23 protein-coding genes are annotated in these 22,770 nt (G+C 71.0%); 7 read left to right on the top strand and 16 right to left on the bottom strand.

Features of this window, described 5'->3' with window-relative positions:
- Positions 1-47: 47 nt before the first annotated feature.
- The 4 genes from AB0J91_RS16775 to hisD form a co-directional block, all read right to left on the bottom strand.
- Positions 48-626 carry a phospholipase domain-containing protein gene (locus tag AB0J91_RS16775; RefSeq protein ID WP_363869346.1) on the bottom strand — a complete coding sequence of 193 codons (579 nt, stop codon included), beginning with the start codon at positions 624-626 and terminating at the stop codon, positions 48-50.
- 215 nt (positions 627-841) lie between these two features.
- Positions 842-1,459, bottom strand: a complete 618-nt coding sequence (gene hisB, locus AB0J91_RS16770) for an imidazoleglycerol-phosphate dehydratase HisB (protein WP_132686197.1) — start codon at positions 1,457-1,459, stop codon at positions 842-844.
- Positions 1,456-2,574 (bottom strand): histidinol-phosphate transaminase, encoded by a 1,119-nt coding sequence (locus tag AB0J91_RS16765; protein ID WP_363869343.1) that lies wholly within the window; start codon positions 2,572-2,574, stop codon positions 1,456-1,458. Before AB0J91_RS16765 ends, hisB begins: the two co-directional genes overlap by 4 nt.
- A gap of 93 nt (positions 2,575-2,667) precedes the next feature.
- Positions 2,668-3,978, bottom strand: a complete 1,311-nt coding sequence (gene hisD, locus AB0J91_RS16760; RefSeq protein ID WP_363869340.1) for a histidinol dehydrogenase — start codon at positions 3,976-3,978, stop codon at positions 2,668-2,670.
- 457 nt (positions 3,979-4,435) lie between these two features.
- Here hisD and AB0J91_RS16755 point away from each other — a divergent pair, with 457 nt between their 5' ends.
- A complete protein-coding gene (locus AB0J91_RS16755; RefSeq protein ID WP_363869337.1) occupies positions 4,436-5,701 on the top strand; it encodes a M14 family metallopeptidase in 1,266 nt (421 codons plus the stop codon).
- Positions 5,702-5,774: 73 nt separating this feature from the next.
- Complete coding sequence (locus tag AB0J91_RS16750) at positions 5,775-6,449, top strand: hypothetical protein (RefSeq protein WP_363869334.1); 675 nt, start codon at positions 5,775-5,777, stop codon at positions 6,447-6,449.
- A gap of 238 nt (positions 6,450-6,687) precedes the next feature.
- Here AB0J91_RS16750 and AB0J91_RS16745 read toward each other — a convergent pair whose 3' ends face one another.
- The 7 genes from AB0J91_RS16745 to AB0J91_RS16715 form a co-directional block, all read right to left on the bottom strand.
- The gene (locus AB0J91_RS16745; RefSeq protein ID WP_165944629.1) at positions 6,688-6,846 is read right to left on the bottom strand and encodes a hypothetical protein; all 159 of its coding nucleotides are present in this window, start codon (positions 6,844-6,846) and stop codon (positions 6,688-6,690) included.
- Positions 6,847-6,913: 67 nt separating this feature from the next.
- Positions 6,914-7,576 carry an ATP-binding cassette domain-containing protein gene (locus AB0J91_RS16740; RefSeq protein ID WP_363869331.1) on the bottom strand — a complete coding sequence of 221 codons (663 nt, stop codon included), beginning with the start codon at positions 7,574-7,576 and terminating at the stop codon, positions 6,914-6,916.
- A complete protein-coding gene (locus tag AB0J91_RS16735) occupies positions 7,549-8,514 on the bottom strand; it encodes an ABC transporter ATP-binding protein (protein WP_363869328.1) in 966 nt (321 codons plus the stop codon). The genes AB0J91_RS16740 and AB0J91_RS16735 overlap by 28 nt, the downstream gene beginning before the upstream one ends.
- Complete coding sequence (locus AB0J91_RS16730; RefSeq protein ID WP_363869325.1) at positions 8,511-9,377, bottom strand: ABC transporter permease; 867 nt, start codon at positions 9,375-9,377, stop codon at positions 8,511-8,513. Before AB0J91_RS16730 ends, AB0J91_RS16735 begins: the two co-directional genes overlap by 4 nt.
- Positions 9,370-10,377 carry an ABC transporter permease gene (locus AB0J91_RS16725; protein ID WP_363869322.1) on the bottom strand — a complete coding sequence of 336 codons (1,008 nt, stop codon included), beginning with the start codon at positions 10,375-10,377 and terminating at the stop codon, positions 9,370-9,372. The genes AB0J91_RS16730 and AB0J91_RS16725 overlap by 8 nt, the downstream gene beginning before the upstream one ends.
- Positions 10,341-11,885 carry an ABC transporter substrate-binding protein gene (locus tag AB0J91_RS16720; protein WP_363869319.1) on the bottom strand — a complete coding sequence of 515 codons (1,545 nt, stop codon included), beginning with the start codon at positions 11,883-11,885 and terminating at the stop codon, positions 10,341-10,343. Before AB0J91_RS16720 ends, AB0J91_RS16725 begins: the two co-directional genes overlap by 37 nt.
- Before the next feature lie 245 nt (positions 11,886-12,130).
- Entirely contained in the window at positions 12,131-12,799 is a 669-nt protein-coding gene (locus tag AB0J91_RS16715) for a DUF2848 domain-containing protein (RefSeq protein ID WP_363869316.1), read from the bottom strand.
- Between the two features lie 79 nt (positions 12,800-12,878).
- Here AB0J91_RS16715 and AB0J91_RS16710 point away from each other — a divergent pair, with 79 nt between their 5' ends.
- Positions 12,879-14,180, top strand: a complete 1,302-nt coding sequence (locus AB0J91_RS16710) for an MFS transporter (protein ID WP_363869313.1) — start codon at positions 12,879-12,881, stop codon at positions 14,178-14,180.
- Here AB0J91_RS16710 and AB0J91_RS16705 read toward each other — a convergent pair.
- Entirely contained in the window at positions 14,146-14,769 is a 624-nt protein-coding gene (locus AB0J91_RS16705; RefSeq protein WP_363789187.1) for a GntR family transcriptional regulator, read from the bottom strand. The two genes, AB0J91_RS16710 and AB0J91_RS16705, sit on opposite strands and share 35 nt — an antisense overlap.
- A gap of 251 nt (positions 14,770-15,020) precedes the next feature.
- On the opposite strand from AB0J91_RS16705, the gene AB0J91_RS16700 reads away from it, so the two are divergent.
- Positions 15,021-15,812, top strand: coding sequence for a carbon-nitrogen hydrolase family protein (locus AB0J91_RS16700; protein WP_363869310.1), 792 nt, complete (start codon positions 15,021-15,023; stop codon positions 15,810-15,812).
- Here AB0J91_RS16700 and AB0J91_RS16695 read toward each other — a convergent pair.
- The 4 genes from AB0J91_RS16695 to nadA all read right to left on the bottom strand — a co-directional run bounded on the left by AB0J91_RS16695 (position 15,776) and on the right by nadA (position 20,326).
- The gene (locus AB0J91_RS16695) at positions 15,776-16,678 is read right to left on the bottom strand and encodes a type II CAAX endopeptidase family protein (protein ID WP_363869307.1); all 903 of its coding nucleotides are present in this window, start codon (positions 16,676-16,678) and stop codon (positions 15,776-15,778) included. The two genes, AB0J91_RS16700 and AB0J91_RS16695, sit on opposite strands and share 37 nt — an antisense overlap.
- A gap of 194 nt (positions 16,679-16,872) precedes the next feature.
- The gene (gene nadC, locus AB0J91_RS16690) at positions 16,873-17,721 is read right to left on the bottom strand and encodes a carboxylating nicotinate-nucleotide diphosphorylase (RefSeq protein WP_363869304.1); all 849 of its coding nucleotides are present in this window, start codon (positions 17,719-17,721) and stop codon (positions 16,873-16,875) included.
- Entirely contained in the window at positions 17,718-19,316 is a 1,599-nt protein-coding gene (locus AB0J91_RS16685; protein WP_363869301.1) for an L-aspartate oxidase, read from the bottom strand. Before AB0J91_RS16685 ends, nadC begins: the two co-directional genes overlap by 4 nt.
- The gene (nadA, locus tag AB0J91_RS16680; protein WP_363869298.1) at positions 19,313-20,326 is read right to left on the bottom strand and encodes a quinolinate synthase NadA; all 1,014 of its coding nucleotides are present in this window, start codon (positions 20,324-20,326) and stop codon (positions 19,313-19,315) included. The genes AB0J91_RS16685 and nadA overlap by 4 nt, the downstream gene beginning before the upstream one ends.
- Before the next feature lie 119 nt (positions 20,327-20,445).
- Here nadA and AB0J91_RS16675 point away from each other — a divergent pair, with 119 nt between their 5' ends.
- From AB0J91_RS16675 to AB0J91_RS16665, 3 genes are read left to right on the top strand one after another with little or no spacing between them, the layout of a single operon-like run.
- Positions 20,446-21,126 carry an NUDIX domain-containing protein gene (locus tag AB0J91_RS16675; RefSeq protein WP_363869295.1) on the top strand — a complete coding sequence of 227 codons (681 nt, stop codon included), beginning with the start codon at positions 20,446-20,448 and terminating at the stop codon, positions 21,124-21,126.
- A gap of 58 nt (positions 21,127-21,184) precedes the next feature.
- The gene (locus tag AB0J91_RS16670; RefSeq protein ID WP_363869292.1) at positions 21,185-21,865 is read left to right on the top strand and encodes an LON peptidase substrate-binding domain-containing protein; all 681 of its coding nucleotides are present in this window, start codon (positions 21,185-21,187) and stop codon (positions 21,863-21,865) included.
- Between the two features lie 40 nt (positions 21,866-21,905).
- The gene (locus AB0J91_RS16665; RefSeq protein WP_363869289.1) at positions 21,906-22,700 is read left to right on the top strand and encodes a hypothetical protein; all 795 of its coding nucleotides are present in this window, start codon (positions 21,906-21,908) and stop codon (positions 22,698-22,700) included.
- Positions 22,701-22,770 lie beyond the last annotated feature (70 nt).

Here is a 22,770-nt window from a genome sequence, read left to right as displayed (position 1 = left end):
CGCCCTTCGCCTTGCGCGAGGGGCGGTTTCGCGTATCCCGAGGACCACTAGGCGACGCCCGGCTCGGCTTCGCCGACGATCCTGCGGTGGAAGGTCTCGTCCTCGGCAGCGGTGACCTCCAGGTCGTAGTGGCCGTGCGGGGCGGGCCAGATGAGCGGCACGGCTCCGCCCGCCGCGACCCGGATGCGCTTCTCGTGCTCGGAGTGGGCGAGGGCGCGCAGGTCGAGCACGACCTCGTGCGGGCCGTTGTTGCGGAGCTCGAGCGTGAGGCCGCGCTCGGTGTGGCGGGCCTGGACGTCGACCGCGGCGGCGTGGCCGCGCAGCGAACCGCTGAGCTCCATCCGGATGTCACCGGGGCCTTCGATCGTGAACTGGTAGTGCGCGGTGACCGGGACGGCCACGAACTTCTCGCCGAGGACGTCCACGTGGCTCGGCTCGGCCGGCTCGCTGTGGCGGTTGCGGATCGCGAAGCGCGCGAAGTCTGGGCCGATGTAGCCCAAGCGCAGCGAGACGGCTTCCCCGTCCACGACTCCGCCGACCTGAGGCTGGGACGTCGCGCCCACGCCGAGCCGCTCCGTCACCGGGGTTTCGGAACGGGAGGAAGCGCGCACACGCCCGATCGTCACCCCGTCAAGGCACCGGAAGGCGGACTCCCGATGCCCACGAGGTGAACCAGACCTCGCCGCGAAGCGACATGACCCTCCGTCGAAACCCGACTACCTGCGGTGCTGCCCTGGGGGATTCCAATTTCGCGCGAAATTCGAAGCCCGAAGTTCCGACTCAAATTTCGCGCGAAATTCGAAGAGGGCCCCGCCCGGGTGACGCTCGTGGTGGGTGGTCGTTACAGGGCGCCCTTGGTGGAGGGGACCACTCCGGCGAAGCGGGGGTCGGGTTCCACGGCCGCGCGCAGGGCTCGGGCGATGGCCTTGTACTCGGCCTCGGCGATGTGGTGCGGGTCGCGGCCGTGGATAACCCGGGTGTGCAGGTTGATCTGGGAGTGGAAGGCCAGCGACTCGAACACGTGCCGGTTGAGCACGAACGGGTAGTTCCCGCCGATGGTGAAGGAGTTGTACTCCTCCGGCTCACCGGTCATCACGCAGTAGGAGCGGCCCGAGACGTCCACGGCGGCGTGCGCGAGGGTCTCGTCCATCGGGATCCACGCGTCGCCGAAGCGGCGGATGCCCTTCTTGTCGCCCAGCGCCTGGCGCAGCGCCTGGCCGAGCACGATCGCGGTGTCCTCGACGGTGTGGTGGGCGTCGATGTGGATGTCGCCGGTGGACTTGACCTTCAGGTCGAAGGCCGCGTGCGTGCCCAGCGCGGTGAGCATGTGGTCGTAGAACGGGACCGTGGTGTCGATGTCGACCTGCCCGGTGCCGTCGAGGTCGAGCTCGACCAGCACCGACGACTCCTTGGTGGTGCGCTCGACGCGACCGACCCGCGTGCCTGGCTGAAAACTCACCGTTCGATCTCCTCAATGACTGCCTTGCTCGCCGCCAGGAACGCGTCGTTCTCGGCGGGCGTGCCGATGGTGACCCGCAGGTGGCCGGGGATGCCGACGTCGCGGATCAGCACGTCGGAGTCCAGGTAGCGCTCCCACGCGCGGTGCGCGTCGGTGAAGCGTCCGAACAGCACGAAGTTGGCGTCGCTGGGGGCCGGGGTGAACCCGAGCTCCCGCAGCGCGGCCACGACCCGCTCGCGCTCGTCGATCAGCGCGCGCACCGAACCCAGCGTGGCGTCGGCGTGCCGCAGCGCCGCGCGGGCGGCGGCCTGGGTGACCGCCGAGAGGTGGTACGGCAGCCTGACCAGCAGCAATGCCTCGATCATCGCGGGGGCCGCTGCCAGGTAGCCCAGCCGACCGCCCGCGAAGGCGAAGGCCTTGCTCATGGTGCGGCTGACGATGACCTTCGCCGGGTAGCGCTCGATCAGCTCGACCGCGCTGGGCTGCGCGGAGAACTCGGCGTAGGCCTCGTCGACCACGACCACGCCGGGCGCGGCGTCGAGGACGGCCAGCAGGTCGTCCGGCGAGATGGACGCGCCGGTGGGGTTGTTCGGGCTGGTCACGAACACCACGTCGGGCTGCTTCTCGGCGACCAGGCGGGCCGCTTCGGCACCGTCGAGGCTGAAGTCCGGGCGGCGCGGCGCGGGCAGCCAGTCGGTGCGGGTGCCGGCGGACAGGATCGGGTGCATCGAGTACGAGGGCTCGAAGCCCAGCGCGCTGCGTCCGGGGCCGCCGAACGCCTGCAGGATCTGCTGGAGGACCTCGTTCGAGCCGTTGGCGGCCCACACGTTGTCCGTCGCGAGCCCGACACCGGTCGCGGTGGTCAGGTAGGCGGCGAGGTCGCCGCGCAGCTCCCTGGCGTCGCGGTCCGGGTACCGGTGCAGGTCAACCGCCGCTTCCTGGACCGCTGCGGTCACGTCGGCGACGAGTTCCGGCGGCGGCGGGTAGGGGTTCTCGTTGGTGTTCAGCCGGACCGAGACGTCCAGCTGCGGCGCCCCGTAGGGGCTGCGGCCGCGCAGGTCGTCCCGCAGCGGCAGGTCGGCCAGCGTCGTGTCGGCGCCGAGCACGTCACTCATGGGTGTCCTTCATCGTCTTGTCGCCACCTCGGCGGCCGGCACGGCCGGAGGCTCCTACCTGCGTCGTCGCGGCGGCCGAGGTCTGCATCGTCTCTAGAAGCGGGCGGTCACGGCTTGGCCGTGGGCGGGCAGGTCCTCGGCGTCGGCGAGGGCGACGACCTGGTCCGCGACGTCGCGGAGCGCCTGCTCGCTGTAGGAGATGACGTGGATGCCGCGCAGGAAGCTCTGCACGCTCAGGCCCGAGGAGTGCCGGGCGCAGCCACCGGTGGGCAGCACGTGGTTCGAGCCGGCGCAGTAGTCGCCGAGCGAGACCGGCGCGTACGGGCCGACGAAGATCGCGCCCGCGTTGCGCACCCGCGCGGCGACCGCGTCGGCGTCGGCGGTCTGGATCTCCAGGTGCTCGGCGGCGTAGGCGTTGACCACCCGCACGCCGTCGTCGATGTCCGAGACCAGGATGCAGCCGGACTGCTGCCCGGTCAGGGCCGTGCGGATGCGCTCGACGTGCTTGGTCCGGCCGACCTGGCGCTCCAGCTCGGCGTCGACGGCGTCGGCCAGCTCGGGCGAGGTCGTGACCAGCACGCTGGCGGCCAGCGTGTCGTGCTCGGCCTGGCTGATCAGGTCGGCGGCGACGTGGACCGCGTCGGCGGTGCCGTCGGCCAGCACCGCGATCTCGGTGGGCCCGGCCTCCGAGTCGATGCCGATGAGGCTGCGCAGGTGGCGCTTGGCGGCGGTGACGTAGACGTTGCCGGGGCCGGTGACCATGTCGGCGGGCAGCAGCTCACCGTCGTCGGTGTCGCGACCGCCGTAGGCCAGCAGCGCGACGGCCTGCGCACCGCCGACCGCCCACACCTCCTCGACGCCCAGCAGCTGCGCGGCGGCCAGGATCGTCGGGTGCGGCAGGCCACCGAACTCGGCCTGCGGCGGGCTGCACACCACCAGCGATTCGACACCGGCGGTCTGGGCCGGGACTACGTTCATGACCACGCTCGACGGGTAGACGGCGAGACCGCCCGGCGCGTAGAGGCCGACGCGCTCGACCGGCACCCAGCGCTCGGTGACGGTGCCGCCGGGCACGACCTGGGTGGTGCTGTCGGTGCGCCGCTGGTCGGCGTGGACGCGGCGAGCTCGGGCGATGGACTCCTCCAGCGCGGAGCGCACGGCCGGGTCGAGCTCGTCGAGCGCGCGGCTGAGCTCCGCGGCGGGCACCCTCACCCGTTCGGGGCGAATTCCGTCGAACTTGTCGGTGTAGTCGAGCACGGCGTCGACACCGCGGTCGCGGATGTCCTCGATCACCGGACGGACCCGATGCAGCACGTGCTCGACGTCCATCTCGGCGCGCGGCAGCGTGGCGCGCAGCGTAGCGGTGGACGGAACACGACCGCGCAGGTCGGTACGGGTGAGCATGAGCATCCTTCCAACACCTCGGGACTACACCCACCAGGGTAATCGCAGCCCACCCCACCCGTCCGAGAACCCAGCCCAGGGTCACAGAAGCAGAAGAACAAGCAACCAACGTCAGGCAAGCGCCGAAGGTGCTTCATCAGTGCCCCACCTGAGCAACCGGCACCGCCGCGGGTTCTGACACGTCTTCTGGGGAGGACAGCCGTAGCGCCGTGTATTGGCATACATCAGTCTCGGATCCCGGAGCCAGAAGGCGTGTCAGGTTCCGCTACCCGCACCGCCACGCAAGAAGACCACTGAGTAGTTGCAGAGCCCCCGGAACGACACACGGACGAATCGCGGACCACCGATGCGAACCGGGAAAATGTTCAACTCCGACCAGAGTTCGCCAGACAGTTGCTAACGGTCACAACCTCCTGGACTCTGCCAACGTCACCTCCAGTGATCGATCGGAGATCCGATGTTCAGTTCACGGCGCAAGGCAGCACTGGTGGCCGCGGCCACCGGTCTGGTCCTGCTGGCACCGGTTCAGGCGGGCCTGGCCGCAGAACCGACCGGTGCGTCCGCGCAGGGCAGTGCGATCTACACGGTCCCCAACACCGACAGCGCATCCCGCACGGAGATCAACCGCAGCGGCGCGGAGGTCCTCGGCGTCACCAAGGACCGGGTCGCCAGCGTGGAGGCGACGGCAGCGGAGGCCGAGCAGCTGCGCGCTCGCGGCTTCCAGCTCACCGAGCAGACGAAGACCGCCGACGCGCTGCAGCGCCGCAACGGCGCGCAGCCGAAGGCTCCGGGCGACTTCCCGCCCGGCGACGAGGCGTACCACAACTACGACGAGATGGTCGCCGAGCTCGACAAGACCGTCGCCGACCACCCGGACATCGCGGCGAAGGTCAGCGCGGGCAAGTCGTTCGAGGGCCGCGACATCCCGGTGCTCAAGGTCAGCGACAACGTGGCGACCGACGAGGACGAGCCGGAGGTCCTCTTCGACTGCAACCAGCACGCCCGTGAGCACCTGACCACGGAGATGTGCCTGCACGTCGCCCAGCGGTTCACCGACAACTACGCGGACCCGGCCGTGAAGGACTCGGTCGACAACCGCGAGATCTGGATCATCCCGTCGGTCAACCCGGACGGCTCGTCCTTCGACGTGGAGTCGGGCGAGTACCAGGGCTGGCGCAAGAACCGCCAGGACCAGGGCACCGACACCAACCGCAACTGGGGCCACAAGTGGGGCTGCTGCGGTGGTTCCAGCGATGACCCGGCCGACGAGACCTACCGGGGCACCGCAGCGTGGTCCTCGCCGGAGGCGGCGGCGATGCGCGACTTCATCGACTCGCGCGTGGTGGGCGGCACCCAGCAGATCAAGGCCGCGGTGGACTTCCACACCTATTCCGAGCTGGTCCTGTGGCCGTTCGGTCACACCCCGGACAACGTCACCGAGGGCATGACCCAGCAGGAGTACGACCGGTTCGCGAAGGTCGGCACCGAGATGGCGCAGACCAACGGCTACACGCCGCAGCAGTCCAGCGACCTGTACGTCACCGACGGCGACAGCCTCGACTGGATGTGGGGCCAGCACAAGATCCTGGCGTTCACCTTCGAGATGTACCCGTCGAGCAGCGGTGGTCTCGACGGCTTCTACCCGCCGGGCGACGTGATCGAGCGGGAGACGGCCCGCAACGACGCGGCGGTGGACATCCTGCTGCGCGAGGCGGGTGCCTGACCAGTCCAGGAGGGGGATCGGAAGGGCCCGGGGTGTGCGCACCCCGGGCCCTTCCTCTCGCGATAATGAGGCCATGAGCACCGCGACGACGATTCATCCGCCCGCGCTGGTGCGCCGGGGTTCGTGGATCTACTGCCCGCTGCTCGGTGCGGTGGCGGGGTTCCTGCTGCGGATCGTCGCCGCGTGGGTGGCGGGCCTGCAGTGGGCCCCGTTCCAGGGCGTGTTCGAGCTGGCCGCGTCCGGGGCGGATCCGTGGGGGATGCTGGTGGCGATCGCGCTGGGCCTGATCATCGGCCTGGGGTTCGCGGGGTTGTTCGCGCAGGAGCGGCTGACGGTGACGGTCGGGCCTGAGCAGGTGGTGCTGGCGACCGGCCGCAACGCGCACGAGATCGCCGGTGACGAGGTGGACGCGGTGTTCACCGAGCGCGGGCACCTGGTGCTGCTGGACGACACCGGCGCCGAGCTGGCCCGCCGCAAGTCGGGGCTGGACCGCCTGGCGCTGCGCGACGCGTTCCGCGAGCACGGCTACGCCTGGCGCGATTCCGATCCCTACGCGGGCCGGTACGTGCTCTGGACCGAGGACACCGGTGAGCTCTCGCTGCGGGTCAACGCGCTGATGACCGAGCGCGACCGAGCGTTGCGCAGGCGCGACCACAAGGAGGCCGCGCTGCTGCGAACCCAACTGGCACAACGAGGAATCGTCCTCAGGGACGGCCACCGCAAGCAGTACTGGCGCCGCGTGGACTGAGAAGTCAGCCACCGTCAGGCAGGACACGCTCAGACGTCAGGCAAGTACCGAAGGTGCTTTCTCACTACCCCCACAAAGCAACCGGCACCGCCGCGGGTTCTGAGCGGCTCTCTGGTGAGGACAGCCGTAGCGCCGTGTAATTGGACATGCACAAGTCTCGGATCCCGGAGCCAGAGAGCCGCTCAGGTTCCGCTACCCGCACCGCTACGCAGCAATACCACTGAGTAGTTGAGAAGAATTACGAGAGCATCAGCACGATCGAGCCGATGACGATGCCCGCGACCACTACGGCCGCTGCGACGATCATCAGCATGCGCATCTGGGGGCGGTCGTCGGCGACCTCGCTCTGCGCGCGCTCTCGCCACTGGACGAACGTGGTGCCTTCTTGCTCGCTCACTTCAGCTCCTGAGAGTCGTTCGTACGTCTTCGAAGCGGCTCCCCGAGTACCGCATTGCGCCACAATGTCATATCAACTCGGATACGTGAACCACACGGTGCGCCCAGCGGGCCAGCAGGGCCTCGTCGTGGCTGATGGCCAGGACTCCGGTGTCGTTCTCCCGGGTTCGCCGGTCGACGACGCGCACGAGCGCGGCGGTGGTGGAGGCGTCGAGCATGGCCGTCATCTCGTCGCACACCAGGTAGCGGGGCTGCGGGGCGAGCGCGCGTGCCAGGCAGGCGCGTTGCAGCTGGCCGTCGCTGACCTCGTGCGGCCGGCGGGTGAGCAGTTCTGCCGTGAGCCCGACTTCGTCGGCCAGTTCGCTGATGTCGCCCGCTTCGCCGCGGGCGAGCAGGGGTTCGGCGATGATGTCGCGGAGCGTGAAGCGCGGGTCGACGGCGGGTCGCGGGTGCTGGAAGACGATTCCGATCGCCTTTCGCGTTTCCGGGGGTGTGCGGTGCCGAAAACCGTTGATGTCGCCGCCATCGAGGGACACCCGTCCGGACCAAGGCCGGTGCAGCAGCGCCAGAACACGTCCCAGCGTTGACTTGCCCGAACCGCTGGGACCGGCGAGACCCAGCACTTCACCTGCGGCGACGTCGATGCTCGCGCCGTCGAGGACCGGTTCGCCACGCCGGTAGCCGACGACGACGTCGGTGGCGCTCAGCACGGCGCGTGAGCGGCGATCCACCGCTCGCCCCGGGCGAGGAGTTCCGGATCTCCCGTGCAGGGCGCGAAACCGGACTGTTCCGGACGGCGTTGGCAGTACACGCAGCCCCACTCCCCTTCGATGCGGTCGAGTTCGGTCAGCGACGGCGGGTGGCCGGGGATCGGTTCGAACCCGCCCTCGGGCAGTGCGGCCAGCAGACCGGCGGTGTAGGGGTGCCAGGGATCGTTGAGCACCTCGTCGGCAGGTCCGGCCTCGACGATGCGGCTGGCGTACATCACGGCCACGTCGGTGGCCACCCGGCGGGCGGCGGCGAGGTCGTGGGTGATCAGCAGGACCGCGCGACCGTCGGTGGCGGCCTCGGCGAGCAGGTCGACGGTGCGGTGCACCAGCGGCCGGTCCAGGCCGGTTGTCGGTTCGTCGGCGAGGACGATCCGCGGGTCCCCGGCCAGCGCCAGCGCGAGCGCGACGCGTTGCGCCATGCCACCGGACAGCTCGTGCGGGTAGCGGTCGAGATCGGCCGGGTCGAGCCCGACGCGGCGAGCGAGTTCATCGGCACCGCTGGGGCCGCGCAGGGCGTCGATGGTCTCGACGAGCTGCGCGCGAGCCCTGCGCACCGGGGTCAGGTGGGTGCTCGCCGACTGCGGGACGAGGCCGATGCGACGGCCGCGAATCCGCCCTGCCAGCACCGATTCCGGAGCCGAGAGCAGGTCGGTCCCGTCGTCGAGCAGCGCGTGGCCGCGGGTTTCGGCGTTGCCGGGCAGCAGACCCAGCAGCGCGGAGGCCAGAACGGACTTGCCGCAACCGGATTCACCGACCAGCGCCAGCACGCGTCCGGGGCGCAGCCGCAGCGCGGCGTCGCTGACGGCGCGCACCAGCACTCCGCGCGGCAACCGGAAGCGGACCGAAAGGCGTTGCAGCGTCAGCAGATCGATCTCCTCTGGCGCCTTGATGTCGGTCACAGCGACAGCTCCGATCGTCGTCGAGGCACGATCCGGTCCCGCCAGGTCGCGGCCAGCCCGGACACCGCCAGCGTGGTGGCCACCAGCAGGCACGACGGGAACAGCACGATCCACCAGGCGCCGAGCAGCACGGCGTCGCGGCCGTCGCCGAGGATGTTGCCGATGCTGGCCAGGTGCGGCGGCAGCCCCAGCCCGAGGAAGCTCAGCGCGGTCTCGTGCCACACGGCGTGCGGCACCAGCAGCACCGCCGACAGCGCGGCCTGCGGCACGATCGCCGGCAGCAGGTGCCTGCGCAGCACGCGCGTCCGCGATGAACCACCGGCGATGGCGGCATCGACGTGGGGGCGCTGCCGCAGCGACAAGACCTCGGAGCGCACGACGCGCGCGACCGTCGTCCAGTGCGTCAGCGCGATCGAGCAGATCACCGCGACGAGGCTTCCCCTGTACAGCGCGACGATGACCACGCCGAGCAGCAGGTGCGGCACCGAGTTGACGGTGTCGACCAGCCGCATCAGCAACCGATCGGCCCAGCCGCCGAGCCCTCCGGCCACGACCCCCACCAGCGAACCGAGCACTGTGGACACCAGCGCGCTGAACGCGGCGACCAGCAACGACACCCGCAGTCCTGCCATCGACTGCACGAACAGGTCGCGGCCGTTGGAGTCGGTGCCGAAGGGGTGCGCGAGACCGGGTGCGAGGCGGATCTCGTCATAGCTCACGGCCTGACCGCCCAGCAGCATCGGCACGAACACCGCGCCGAGCACCAGCAGCACCAGGACCGCCAGGGACGCGCGCAGGCGGGTGCGCGGGCGCGCACGGGAAATCCCCGCGCGGCCGGCCGGTTTCCAGGTCAGCTCAGCCATCCGCGGCCACCCTCGGGTCGAGCAGGATCGCGGCGACGTCGGCCAGCAGCGAGCCCAGCAGCACCGCCGCCGTGGCCACCAGGGTCACCATCGCCAGCAGCGGGTAGTCCACGGCGGTCGCGGCGGTGACCACCGCACCCGCCAGCCCCGGCCAGGAGAAGACCTCCTCGACCAGCACCGTTCCGGTGACCAGCTCCGGGATGCGGGCGCCGATGAGCGTCACGAACGGCAGCAGCGCGGTGGGCAGGGCGTGGCGCAGCACCACGACCCGCTCGGCCAGGCCGCGCGCGCGGGCGCCGGTGACGTGGTCCTCGGCCAGCGAGCCCAGCATCGACTGCCGGACGTGCAGCACCAGCCACGGGGTCTGGGACACGCCGAGCACGAGCGCGGGCAGCGCGAGGTGTTCGGCGACCTGCCCGAAGGAGACGTCCTGCCCGGCGTCGGTCAGTCCCGCCACGGGCAGCCAGCCCAGGCCGAGCGAGAACACCGCGATGGACAGCAGCGCCAGCACGAACGGCGGGACGCCCTCCAGCGCGTGCCCGACCGCCGTGATCAGCCGGTCCACGGCGCCGCCCTGCCGCCACGCGGCGATGGTTCCGCCGATCAGCGCGAACAGGACGGCCAGGGCGAGGCCGGTGGCCGCGAGCAGCGCGGTCCAGGGCAGCCGTTCGGCGACGACCTGCGCGACGGGCTGGCGCAGCGACCGGGAGATCCCGAGGTCGCCGGTGAGCACACCGCTGAACCACTGCCAGAACTGCTCCAGCACGGGCCGGTCGAGGCCGAGCTCGGCGCGCACCCGGGCCACGTCGGCGGCCGAGGCGGTGAACAGCCGCACCCCGAAGTACTGGTCGATCGGGTCGAACGGCGAGGCCGAGGCCAGCAGGAACACGCCGAGCGCGACGATCGCCAGCACCGGGACGGCGAACGCCAGCCGCCGCAGCACCAGGCGCGAGATCGCTCGCGTCACGCGCTGGGCTTCCAGGTCTCGACGTTCCACCACGGGCCCCAGGTGATGCCGTGGGTGTGCGGTTCGACGGGCGGCTGGTAACCGCTGAAACCGCCGTCGCGCAGCACGTAGCTGTGGTCGATGAACGCCAGGTAGACCAGGCCGGGGTCGGCGACGTAGGCGCGCTGGGCCTGCCGGTAGAGCTCGGCGCGCTTGACCGGGTCCAGCTCGCGGCGTGCCGAGTCGAGGGCGGCGTCCACCTCGGCGTTGCGGTACTGGCCCGGGTTGTTGTAGGTGCCGGTGCCGATCGCCGAGGAGCTCAGGCTGGAGTAGACCTGCGGGTCGGGGTCCATCGGGTTGCCGTTGCCGAGCACGATGCCGTCGGTGGCCAGCCTCCCGGCGACCGCGGAGCGGTCCACCCCGGCGAGCTCGACCTCGATGCCGACCTTGCGGGCGTCGGAGGCGAAACCCGTTGCCAGGTCCCGGCGGAGGCTGTCGTCGGCGAAGTACATCACGGTGAACTTGGCGCGGGTCCCGTTGCGCTCGCGGATGCCGTCGGCGCCGACTCGCCAGCCCGCGTCGTCGAGGATCCGGCCCGCCCGCCGCGGGTCGTGGGCGAAGGTCGCCGCGGGCTCGTGGTGAGCGCCCATCGACGGCGGGATCGGGGCGTAGGCGGGTTTTCCGCGCCCGCCGAGCAGCGCCTTGATCATGCCTTCGCGGTCCACGGCGAGGTTCAGCGCGGTGCGCACGGCGCGATCACCGGCGACGGGGTGGGTGTTGGGCAGCGCGATGCTGCGGTAGTCGGCGGTCTCGTGGTGCACGACGCGGAACCCGTCGCGCGCGGCTCCTTCGGCGAGCACCGGGGGCAGCACGGTGCCGTCGAACTCTCCCGCCGCTAATCGCTGCGCGCGGGTGTTGTCGTCCTTGGCGAACACGACGGTGATGTCGTGCACGGTCGGTGCGCCGCCCCAGTAGTCGGGGTTGGCGGACCAGGTCATCTGGTCGCCTTGACGCCATTCGACGAGCCGGTACGGGCCTGTGCCGACGGGCCGGGTGTTGAGCGGCGAGTTCTCCTGCGAGGACGGGGTTTTCAGCGCCTCGTTCGGGACGATGCCCAGGACCATCTTGGAAGGCCAAGCGGAGTAGGGGAATTTCAGGTCGAAGCGCACGGTGTGCGGGTCGACGGCCTGGACATCGGCGAGCATGTCGTAGTCGGAGGAGACCGTGGAGGCGTAGGCGGGGTCGACGGCCGCGCGGTAGGTGGCAGCGACGTCCTCGGCGTCGAACGGTGTTCCGTCGTGGAACTTCACGCCGTCGCGGAGCTTCACGGTCCAGCTGGTGGCGTCGGCGTTGGCCTGCGGCTGCTCCACCGCCAGCGCGGGCCGCAGCTGCGCGCGCCCGTCGAAGGCCAGCAGCCCGTCGTAGAACTTCGCCGCCCCCTCGGCTCCGTACCCGAGCAGCGGGTTCAAGCTCTCCGGCTCGTACCCGTCGGCGAGCAACATCGCGCCGGAATCCCCGGGCTGCGAAGGCGCCGCGCACCCGGCGGCCACGACCCCCACCACGACCGATAACCCGACGACCAAACTCCGACGTTTCAGCACTCACGCACCATAAGGGCTATTGCAACTTCTTCTCAATAACCTGAGATCTTCCTCGCCACCTCCACCTGCACGCCCGACCGCAGGTGGGTCCCGGAACACGGCGGTATTCGGAACCCGGAAAACTCCCGCAATCGGGGGACGGAATACCGGGGTAATCCGTCCCCCGAAGCCGGGGACGCTCCGGAGGTGACCGGTCCCGGTGATCGTCAGGCGACGGGTTCCGGCATGACGTCGACCGCGTAGGTGCAGGTGATCGTGTCGTGGGTGCGGGGATCGGTGAGGTCGACGCGCCAGGTGGTGGCGAACTGGTCGACCTCGGGGGTCATCGGGATGGTGCCCGAGATCAGGATCGTGCCGGGTCGGGCCAGCCCTCGGGTGCGGAGCTCTTCGAGCCAGTAGTGCGGGGTGAGCAGGTCGGCGAGGGTGCCGTCCTGGATCTTCTCGCCGCCGGCCCAGGCCGTGAGCGTGATCTCGTCGAGGTGGTCCTCGATCTCGGCCAGCCGCCACGCCTTGCGACCGAGGACGTCCGGCCCGGCCTGCTTGCTCCAGGCCACACCGTGGACCTCCAGCTCGCGGTCGGTGTGGTCGCAGGCCGCGGTGAGCAGCACGTCGTCCTCGGTGATCACCAACGCCCACTCGGCCTCACCGGACGTCCGGCCGTGCTGCACCGGGACCACGTCGGTCTGCATGGCCAGGTAGGGCGCGACCGGGTAGAGGCAGGGCGTGCGGGTCGGAGCGGGGACGCCGAGCTCGGCCAGTTCCGCCACGTGGGCGGCGACGTCCTCCTGGCTGCGACCGGCGTATCCGGCGTTGAGCAGCGTGGTCACCGAGACCTCGACCGTCCGGCCACCGACATCGAAATGAAGTGGAAACACAACACCCTCCCGTTTGGCATACCTCTTGTATACAGTTCGTATCACACTTTGCCGGTCCACCTGGAAATCGAGGGAGTCCATGACGAACGCGACCGCGACCGCCGCAAGACCGGCGCGCAAGGACCTGATCAAGGCATTCGTGGCGAGCCTGAGCGGCACCTCACTGGAGTGGTACGACTTCGCCGCCTACTCGGTCGCCTCGGCGCTGGTGTTCGGCCAGCTGTTCTTCCCCAGCCACGACCCGCTGTCGGGAACGCTGCTGGCGTTCTCCACCTACGCCGTCGGCTACGTCTCGCGCCCGCTGGGCGGATTCGTCTTCGGCCGCCTCGGCGACGTGCTCGGCCGCAAGCAGGTCCTGGTGATCACGCTGCTGATCACCGGCATCTCCACCGTCTTCATCGGACTGCTGCCCACCCACGACCAGGTCGGCGCGCTCGGTGCGGTGCTGCTGGTGGTGCTGCGATTCGCCCAGGGCGTGGGCATCGGCGGCGAGTGGGGCGGCGCGGTCCTGCTGTCCAGCGAGTACGGCAGCGAGAAGCACCGCGGTTTCTGGGCCTCCGCCGCCCAGATCGGGCCGCCGGCCGGAAACCTGCTGGCCAACGGCGTTCTCGCGGGACTGGCCGCCGGACTGACCTCCGAGCAGTTCATGTCCTGGGGCTGGCGGATCGCGTTCCTGCTGTCGGCCGTGCTGGTGATCTTCGGGCTGTGGATCCGCGTGAAGCTGGAGGAGACCCCGGTCTTCCAGGAGATCCAGCAGAAGGGCGAGCAGGCAGGCGCCCCGGTGCGCGAGGTCCTCACCCGGGAACCGCGCGCGCTGATCGCCGGAATCCTCTCCCGCGTCGGCCCGGACGTGCTCTACGCGCTGTTCACCGTCTTCGTGCTCACCTACGCCACCCAGCAGCTGGACATGCCCAAGAGCTGGGCGGTCACCGGCGTCATGCTCGGCTCCTCGCTGCAGCTGTTCCTGATGCCGCTGGCCGGGGCGCTGTCGGACCGCTTCGGCCGCCGCCGCGTCTACGCGGTCGGTGCCGTCGGCGGTCTGGTGTGGCCGTTCGTGTTCTTCCCGCTGGTCGGGGGCGGATCCGCGGGGCTGCTGATCTTCGGCGTGATCGTCGGGCTGATCTGGCACGCCCTGATGTACGGGCCGCAGGCCGCGTTCATCGCCGAGCAGTTCAGCCCGGCGCTGCGCGCCACCGGCGCCTCGCTGGCCTACACGCTCGCCGGGATCATCGGCGGAGCTCTGGCCCCGCTGCTGTTCACCTCGCTGTACGCCTACTTCGACACCTGGGTCGCCCCCGCCTGCTACCTGGCGGCGACCTGCGTGGTGACGCTGATCGGCCTGTGGCTCAGCCGGACTGCAACACCCGCCGGGTCGCGCTGAGGTGTTCGGTGATCGCCGCGGTCGCGGCCTCCGGGTCGCCCGCGGCGAGCGCCGAGCAGATCGCCTCGTGCTCGGCCAGCACGGATTTGCGCCGCCCGTCGGACCGGAACAGCGCCTCGACACCGGCGCGGATCTGCCGGGCGCGCAGACCGTCGTAGGTCTTGGACAGCATCTCGTTGCCGACGGCGGCCACCAGCGCGGAGTGGAACCGGTGGTCGTGGTCGATGAACTCGCGGGCCTGGTCCTCGCCGAGCTCGCGCTGCTGGTCGAGCTGCTCGCGCATCTCGTCCAGCGGCACCGCGCCGAGCTCGACGGCGCGGCGGGCGGCGTAGCACTCGATCATCGTGCGGATCTCGAACAGCTCCCCGATCTCCCGGCCGCCGATCGGGGCGATGTAGGCGCCGCGCTTGGGCACCAGCTGGACCAGTTCCTCGGCGGCGAGCAGCAGCAGGGCCTCGCGGATGGGCGTGCGCGACACGCCGATCTCGTCGGCCAGGGCCTGTTCGTTGACGAACTGCCCCTGCATGCTGGGGTCGCTCAGGACGGTGTCCTTGAGGTGGGCGTAAGCGAGTTCACGTCCGGACGGCACTTTGACCCCTTGCTTGCATATCATCGGTATACAAGCATCGTATCGGTTCACGCCGCACCACTCGTTGTGCAACGCGGTGCGGGCGGGGAACCTGAGCGTGCGCCGCGCCTCAGCACGTGAGAACGCGGCGTCACGGCGCACTCGCCACGAAGCCGCGCAGAACCCCGGTAGCGCCGGCCGCGAGAGCACTCACCGAAGGAGAAAGTGGCTCCGCCACTTCGAAGCAGACTCGTCGAAGGATGGTTGTGGCTATGCGAATCGCGTTGTGCCAGATCGTGTCGGGCCCCGACCCGAAGGCCAACCTGGAACTGGTCGCCGACGGGATCCGCCGGGCCGCCGAGGAAGGCGCCGACCTCGCGGTGTTCCCCGAGGCGACGATGGCCTGCTTCGGCGTGAAGCTGGCACCGCTGGCCGAGCCGCTGGACGGCCCGTGGGCCACCGAGGTCCGCCGCCTCGCGCGGGAAGCCGGCATCGCCGTGGTCGCGGGCATGTTCACCCCCGCCGACGACGGGCGGGTCACCAACACGCTGCTGATCGCCGGTCGCGGCGTGGACGCCTCCTACGACAAGATCCACCTGTTCGACGCGTTCGGCTTCGCCGAGTCGAACACCGTCGCCCCCGGCGCGGAAACGGTCGTGATCACCCTCGACGGCGTCGGCATCGGCTTCACCACCTGCTACGACGTCCGGTTCCCCGGGCTGTTCCAGAAGCTCGCCGACGAGGGCGCGTCGGTGATCGTCACCCCCGCCTCGTGGGGTTCCGGCGAGGGCAAGCGCGAGCAGTGGGAGCTGCTGGTGCGCGCCCGCGCGCTCGACTCGACCTCCTGGATCGTGGCCTGCGGCCAGGCGGACCCGCGCAGCATCGGCCGCGAACCCTCCGGCAAGGCCCCCACCGGCATCGGCCACAGCCTCGTCGCCACTCCCCTCGGCCTGGTCCACGCGCAGCTCGGCGCCGAACCCGGCGTCGAGGTCGTCGACGTCGACCCGGACGCGGTCGAAGGAGCCCGTCAGGCCGTTCCGGTGCTCACCAACCGGCGGTTCTGAACCGCTCGGAACGCCAGCGCCGTCGCGAGAGACAGGACGACCGTCGTGATGATGCTGCCCTCGACGCCGAAGCCGCCGCCGGTGAGCAGTTCAGCGGTTCCCGGCTCGGGGTCGAGGCTCATCAGCGTGGCCTGGATGTCCATCCCGGACACCTGGATCCCGGCCACGTTGCCCTGGCACCAGTTCCACACGACGTGGAAGGCGCACACGCCCCACAGCGAACCCTCGGCCACCGCCCACAGCCCCAGCATCAGACCGACCAGCAGGACGTTGACCAGCGGCAGCACACCGACCTCGAAGTTGGCTCCGTGCAGGAGCGCGAAGACCAACGCCTGGAAGATGACCGCCGCCGTGAGCCCCCACTTCCGGTAGGCGGTCTGCAGCAGGTACCCGCGGCTGACGACCTCCTCGGTGCACGCCTGCACGGCGAACCCCACCAGCGCCAGCAGCACCGCCCCGACCTGCGCGAACCGCACGGGCCCGACCAGGTACTGCCCGCTGACCAGGTTCACCGCCACCGGCACCGCCAGCAGCACGACCGCCGCACCGGCACCGAACGCCAGGTGCGTGCCGATCCGAGAAGCCGGGAAGAACCCGAGGCTCGCCAGCGGACGCCGCTCCTTGACCAGCACCCAGAGCGCGAGCAAGCCGCTGGCTCCGAGGAAGCTCAGCAGCAGCACCAGCTGAGTCCCGATCCCCATGGGCCCGCCCACCAGGGCCAGCGCGGAAATCCCGAAGACCGGCAACAGCGCCAGCGTCACCACCGCGGGCCCCACCAGCAGGCACACGACCACCACCAGCAGTCCGAGCACCGGACCGGTGGGCCGCCGCGCCGCCGAGGCCCCGCCCAACAAAGCCGAATCCACCACGCACCTCCCGTTCCACCCGATCATGCCGCAACACGAACACCCCCACCGCCCCACACGCCTCCTGACCAGGGGCGTTCGAATTTCGCGCGAAGTTCGAACGCCGAGTTTCGGGCTCGAATTTCGCGCGAAATTCGAAAAGGGTTGCGCAGCCGGGTGAATTCGAGCACCTGGGAGGGTGATGCTGGTCCGGGTCACATGTCCAGGCCGAGGTCCAGGGACGGGGAGGAGTGGGTCAGGGCTCCCACCGCGAGGTAGTGGACGCCGGTTCGGGCGTAGGCCGCTGCCACGTCGAGGGTCAGGCCGCCGGAGGCTTCCAGCTCCGTGCCAGGCGACAGCGCCCGGGTGCGGGTCACCGCTTCGGCGCACTGGTCCGGGGTGAAGTTGTCCAGCAGGACCAGGGAGACGTTCTCCGCCAGCACCTCTTCGAGCTCGGCGAGGTCGCCGACCTCGACCTCCATCGGGAGCTCCGGGGCGTGGGCGCGGCAGGCTCGGACGGCGGCCGCCGGGGAACCCGCGGCGACCACGTGGTTGTCCTTGATCAGGATCGCGTCGCCCAAACCCATGCGGTGGTTGACCCCGCCACCACAGCGGACCGCGTACTTCTGCAGGTCGCGCAGGCCCGGGAGGGTCTTTCGGCTGTCCCGGATCCGGCATCCCGTGCCGGCCACCGCGTCCACCCACGCCGAGGTCGCGGTGGCGATGCCGGAGAGGTGGGTCAGCAGGTTGAGCGCCGTGCGCTCGGCGGTGAGCAGACCCCGGACCGGCGCCTTCACCCGCAGCGCGCAGTCGCCGGGAGCGAGCCGATCGCCGTCGGCGCGTTCGTCGAGCACCTGGTAGGCGTCGGCGCCCAGCACCTCGTCGAGCACCAGGCGCGTCACCGGAAGTCCCGCCAGCACACCGGCTTTGCGGGTGTTGAAGCCCGCCTCGGCGACCGCGTCCTCCGCGACCGTGGCCTCGGTGGTGGCGTCCGGCCCGTAGCGCAGGTCCTCGGCCAGCGCCGTGCGGACGATCTCGCGAGCGCCGTCGAAGTCGAAAGTCATGCCGCAGTCCTCGCAATTCCGGTCTCGGCGTGGATCAACCACCCCGAGGCGTCCAGCCGGAGCACCGTGCTGCGCCGCCAGCGCAGGTCGTCGGTGTCCGGGAAGTCGGTGCGCCGGTGGCAGCCGCGCGATTCCACGCGGAGCCTGGCCGCCGCCAGCAGGGCCTGCGCGGTCAGCGTCAGCGACGCGTCCTCCACCGCCTGACGCGTCCGCAGCGGACGGACGACGGAGGCGCGGTCCAGCACCGAGCACGCCTCGGTCATCCCGTCCTCGCTGCGGCCGATGCCGGCGTGCCTGCTCATGGTGCGCTGCAGCAGGTCTCGCTCGACGACCGCGAACGCGGGCGGCTCGACCTCGCCCACCGGCGTGCGCGACAGCAGGCCGCACCCGAGGTCCTTGGCCACGGCTGAGGCCGCTCGCCCGCCCACGACCAGCCCTTCCAGCAGGCTGTTGGAGGCCAGCCGGTTCGCGCCGTGCAGGCCCGTGCAGGCCACCTCTCCCGCCACGTACAGACCGGTCACCGCGGTGCGACCATCCACATCGGACACCACCCCGCCGCACGAGTAGTGCGCCGCGCTGGCCACCGGGATCGGCTCGGCCTCCGGATCGATCCCCGCCTCCCGGCACGAGGCGTGCACGGTCGGGAAGCGCTCGGCGAAACCGGGGATCCCGGTGGCGTCCAGGAAGACGTGCTGGGCACCGGTCTCCGCGGCGCGGCGGGTGATCGCCGCCGACACCACGTCGCGCGGCGCCAGGTCGCCCAGCGGATGCACCCCGTCCATCACCCGGTCGCCGCGCACGTCCAGCAGCACCGCGCCTTCGCCGCGCACCGCCTCGGTGACCAGCGGCCGACGTCCGCGCGCTTCGCCCTCGGCGTAGAGCACGGTCGGGTGGAACTGCACGAACTCCAGGTCCGCCACTCCCGCTCCGGCGCGCAGCGCCAGCGCGACACCGTCCGCAGTGGACACGTCGGGGTTCGTCGTCGCGGCGTAGAGCTGGCCGAGACCGCCGGTGGCGAGCAGCACCGCGGGCGCGTGCAGCACACCGGGTCGGCTCTCGGAGTCCATCGCCAGCGCCCCGGCGATCGCACCGCCCTCGCCGCGCAGCAGCTCGACCACGCAGTGCTGCTCCAGCACCGGGATCCCGCCACCGCGCACGGCCGACACCAGCGCCCGCTGCACCTCGGCGCCGGTGGCGTCCCCACCTGCGTGGATGACGCGGAAAGCCTGGTGCCCGCCCTCGCGGGCGCGGGCCAGCGCGCCGTCGACTGCGTCGAACTCCGCGCCCGCCGCGCGCAACCGGCCGATGGCCTGCGCACCGTCGGCGAGGATGTCGCGCACCGCCTGCGGCGAGCACAGACCGACCCCCGCGGTCAGCGTGTCCTCGACGTGCTTGTGCAGGCTGTCGCCCGGGTCGAGCTCGCCCGGCCGCACCACGGCGATGCCGCCCTGCGCCCAGCCGGTGTTGCCCGCCGCGACGGAGTCCTTGCTCAGCACCAGCACGCGCAGACCGGCTTCGCGGGCGCGCAGCGCGGCGGTCAGCCCGGCCACACCGGTGCCGACGACCAGCAGGTCGGCACCGGCCTCCCAGGTCACTCGCCACCGCCGGGCTTGCCGATGGCGATCATCCGCTCCACCGAGGCCCGAGCGCGGTCGGCGACGTCGGTGGGCACGTGCACCTCGTCGGCGCCTTCGCGCAGGCAGCGCAGCAGGGCCGCGGGGGTGATCATCTTCATGTAGCGGCAGGAGGCCCGGTCGTTGACCGCGCGGAAGTCGATCTCCGGAGCGGCCTTCCGCAGCTGGTGCAGCATGCCGACCTCGGTGGCCACCAGCACCGAGCGCGCGCCGGTGTCCCTCGCCGCGGTGAGCATGTCGCCGGTGGACAGGATCTTCACCCGTTCCGGCTCCACGGTGCCCTCGCCCGCGAGGTAGAGCGCGGAGGTCGCGCAGCCGCACTCGGGGTGGATGAACAGGTCCGCCTCCGGCGACGCGGCGGCGCGCTCGGCCAGCTCCGGCCCGTTGATCCCGGCGTGCACGTGGCACTCACCGGCCCAGATGTGCAGGTTCTCCCGGCCGGTCTCGCGCTTGACGTGCGCGCCCAGGAACTGGTCCGGGCAGAACAGCACCTCGCGGTCCTCCGGGATCGAGCGCACCACGTCGACCGCGTTGGAGGAGGTGCAGCAGATGTCGGTCTCGGCCTTCACCTCCGCGGTGGTGTTGACGTAGGAGACGACGACCGCGCCCGGGTGCTCGTCCTTCCACGCGCGCAGCTGCTCGGCGGTGATCGAGTCGGCCAGCGAGCATCCCGCCCGCTCGTCGGGGATCAGCACCGTCTTCTCCGGGCCGAGGATCTTGGCCGTCTCGGCCATGAAGTGCACGCCGCAGAAGACGATCGTGCTCGCGTCGCTGTTGGCCGCGATGCGGCTCAACGCCAGCGAGTCACCGGTGTGGTGGGCGACGTCCTGGATCTCGGGCAGCTGGTAGTTGTGCGCCAGCAGCACGGCGTCGCGCTCCTCGGCCAACCGCCGGACCTCCTCGGCCCAGGCGGCATCGGCTTCGACACCGGTGTAGCCGGCATCGGTCCGCTGCCACGTCGCAGTCGCCATGTCGTCCTCCTCGCCGGGGGCTCCGAGACGAACCGGAGACCCCGCAACTCACCCCGGATCAACGGCCCCGAGGTTTTCGCCTTATAATCGAAAACGTGCCACATCGTAACACCGCGGCCATGGCGGATGGCAGAGACGCAGCTCACGAAGTCCTCGCCGGGGTCCTGCAGATCCGCGACGAACGACTCCAGGTGATGCTGTGGCAACGCGCCAAAGAGCCCGCGCTGCACCGCTGGTCGCTCCCCCGGGGCTGGCTGGCCGCCGACGAGGACGTCGAGGCGTCGATCCGGCGGCAGCTCGCCGAGAAGGTCGACGTGCACAAGCTCTCCCACGTCGAGCAGCTCTCGGTGTTCAGCGCCCCCGGCCGGGTGCCCGACCGGCGGGTGATCGCCACCGCGTTCCTGTGCCTGGTGCCCGCCGACGTCGACCCCGAAGTGCCCGCCGACACCCGCTGGTTCCCGGTCGACGACCTGCCCGCGACGGCCTTCGACCACGAGGAGATCGTGCTCGTCGCGCGAGACCGGCTGCGCGCCAAGCTCTCCTACACCAACATCGGGTTCGCGCTGGCCCCGGCCGAGTTCACCGTCTCCGAACTGCGCGGGATCTACTCGGCCGCGCTCGGCTACCAGGTCGCCGCGACGAACCTGCAGCGCGTGCTCTCCCGGCGGGGTGTCCTGGAGCCCACCGGCCACACCGTGCCCGCCGGGCGCTCCGGGGGCAGACCGCCCGCGCTGTTCCGCTTCACCTCGCGAGACCTGCAGGTGACCGACCCGTTCGCGGTGTTCCGCCCCCCAGCCTGAACATCGCCTGTTTCACTTGGAGCAGCCTCGTTGCGTCGATCGAAGTAGTTTGGGAGGCGTGTTGGACACGTTGCCGCTGTTCCCCCTGGGGTCCGTGCTGCTCCCGGGCGGGCACCTTCCGCTGAACATCTTCGAGCCGCGCTACCGCGACCTCGTGCAGGACCTGCTCAACGAAGCCGTGCCCGACCGCCGGTTCGGCGTGGTCACCATCCGGCAGGGATGGGAGGTCGGCGAGGACAACGTCGACTCGTTGTACGACGTCGGCTGCACGGCCGTGCTCGATGAGGCCCGGCAGCTGCCCGGCGGGCGCTACGACGTCACCGCCTTCGGCGAGCGGCGCTTCCGGCTGCTGCAGATCGACCGCGAGTCCGCGCCCTACCTGCTGGCCCGCGTGCAGTGGCTGCCCGACACCGAACCGGAGCCCGACACCCCTGGCCGCCGCGAACGGCTCACCGCGGGGGCGCGCGACGCCCACCAGCGCTACCACGCCTCGGGCATGCGCAGCGGGCCCCGCGAGGTCCCCGGCGAGGACTCCGAATCCGCCGACCTGTCGTACCTGCTGGCCGACGACTGCGTGCTGACCGCCGAGGACCGCCAGGCCCTGCTGGAGGAGACCGACCCGCTGATCCGACTGCGCACCGTGCGCAAGCTGCTGCTGCGGGAGGCCGAGTTCCTGCGCGAGCTGCGCGCGGTTCCGGCGCCGCTGGCCGAGTTCGCGCAACAACCCAGCCTGAACTAGCAGGGGCCGGTAGGGGGTCCGCCCGATCTAGGATCGGCGCATGTCCTCACCTGGTGGCCCCTGGGGGCCGCAAAGGCAGTACCGGGGCTTCGACGCCTTCCAGCAGCCGCAGCAGGGGTTCGAGCCGCCTCGCAGGAAGAAGCGCAGGTGGTTGATCTTCGCCCTCTCGCTCGGTGCCGTCGTGCTGATCGGCGCGATGGCGGCGGTGTTGGTGTTCGGCCTCCGGAGCCAGCAGGCGGGATCGCAGCCGCCCGGCCCGGCTCCGGTGCCCCCGTCCTCGGCGGAGCCCCTGGTGCCCGGGTGGCACGTGGTCGGCGTGCCCAAACGCCACGCCGCCTACGACGTGCCGCCGGACTGGGAGGTCGACCCGAACTCGGAGAACGTGCACGCCGTCGGACCTCCGGAGGACGCGGTCACGCTCACCGGGGTGTCGCACCAGCAACTGGGTTTCTGCCCGGGGGACGACAACAGCTTCCGCGCGATGGCGGGCGCCAGCGCCCGGCTCGGGCCGGACAACACCGCCGTCGCCGGCGAGGCCATCGGCAGGTTCATCGGCCACGCGTTCACCCGCGACGGCGTCGCCCCGCTCGTCGAGCAGTCACCGCCCGAGCAGCTGCGGCTCAGCGACGGGCTCCCCGCCACGCGCATCAACGCCCGGGTCACCCTGCCCGCTCCGGCGGGCTGCGACGCCCGCTCGGTCGCGGTCACGACCGTGGCCACCAACAGCGACGGCAAGAGCTCGGTGGTCTTCCTCGCCGCCGCGGACCAGGACGTCCCGGGCGCGGTCACGCCCGAGACGCTGAACGCGATCGGCGGATCGCTGCGTCCGCGGTGAGGGCGGTGGTCTTGGTCCGAACCGACCGGACAAAGCGGACTTGATCATGGGTCAGTTCGGGTTAAACCCG

The organism is Saccharopolyspora sp. NPDC049357 (assembly GCF_040677225.1).
Lineage (GTDB): Bacteria > Actinomycetota > Actinomycetes > Mycobacteriales > Pseudonocardiaceae > Saccharopolyspora.
Note: the sequence above shows the minus strand (reverse complement) of the source record. Positions and strands in the feature narration are given on the sequence as shown.

Bases quoted from the DNA above. Each gene is read 5' to 3' on its own strand.
- AB0J91_RS16765 (WP_363869343.1), bottom strand. From the start codon at position 2,574: ATGAGTGACGTGCTCGGCGCCGACACGACGCTGGCCGACCTGCCGCTG.
- hisD (WP_363869340.1), bottom strand. From the start codon at position 3,978: ATGCTCACCCGTACCGACCTGCGCGGTCGTGTTCCGTCCACCGCTACG.
- AB0J91_RS16755 (WP_363869337.1), top strand. From the start codon at position 4,436: ATGTTCAGTTCACGGCGCAAGGCAGCACTGGTGGCCGCGGCCACCGGT.
- AB0J91_RS16750 (WP_363869334.1), top strand. From the start codon at position 5,775: ATGAGCACCGCGACGACGATTCATCCGCCCGCGCTGGTGCGCCGGGGT.
- AB0J91_RS16730 (WP_363869325.1), bottom strand. From the start codon at position 9,377: ATGGCTGAGCTGACCTGGAAACCGGCCGGCCGCGCGGGGATTTCCCGT.
- AB0J91_RS16710 (WP_363869313.1), top strand. From the start codon at position 12,879: ATGACGAACGCGACCGCGACCGCCGCAAGACCGGCGCGCAAGGACCTG.
- AB0J91_RS16700 (WP_363869310.1), top strand. From the start codon at position 15,021: ATGCGAATCGCGTTGTGCCAGATCGTGTCGGGCCCCGACCCGAAGGCC.
- nadC (WP_363869304.1), bottom strand. From the start codon at position 17,721: ATGACTTTCGACTTCGACGGCGCTCGCGAGATCGTCCGCACGGCGCTG.
- nadA (WP_363869298.1), bottom strand. From the start codon at position 20,326: ATGGCGACTGCGACGTGGCAGCGGACCGATGCCGGCTACACCGGTGTC.
- AB0J91_RS16675 (WP_363869295.1), top strand. From the start codon at position 20,446: ATGGCGGATGGCAGAGACGCAGCTCACGAAGTCCTCGCCGGGGTCCTG.
- AB0J91_RS16665 (WP_363869289.1), top strand. From the start codon at position 21,906: ATGTCCTCACCTGGTGGCCCCTGGGGGCCGCAAAGGCAGTACCGGGGC.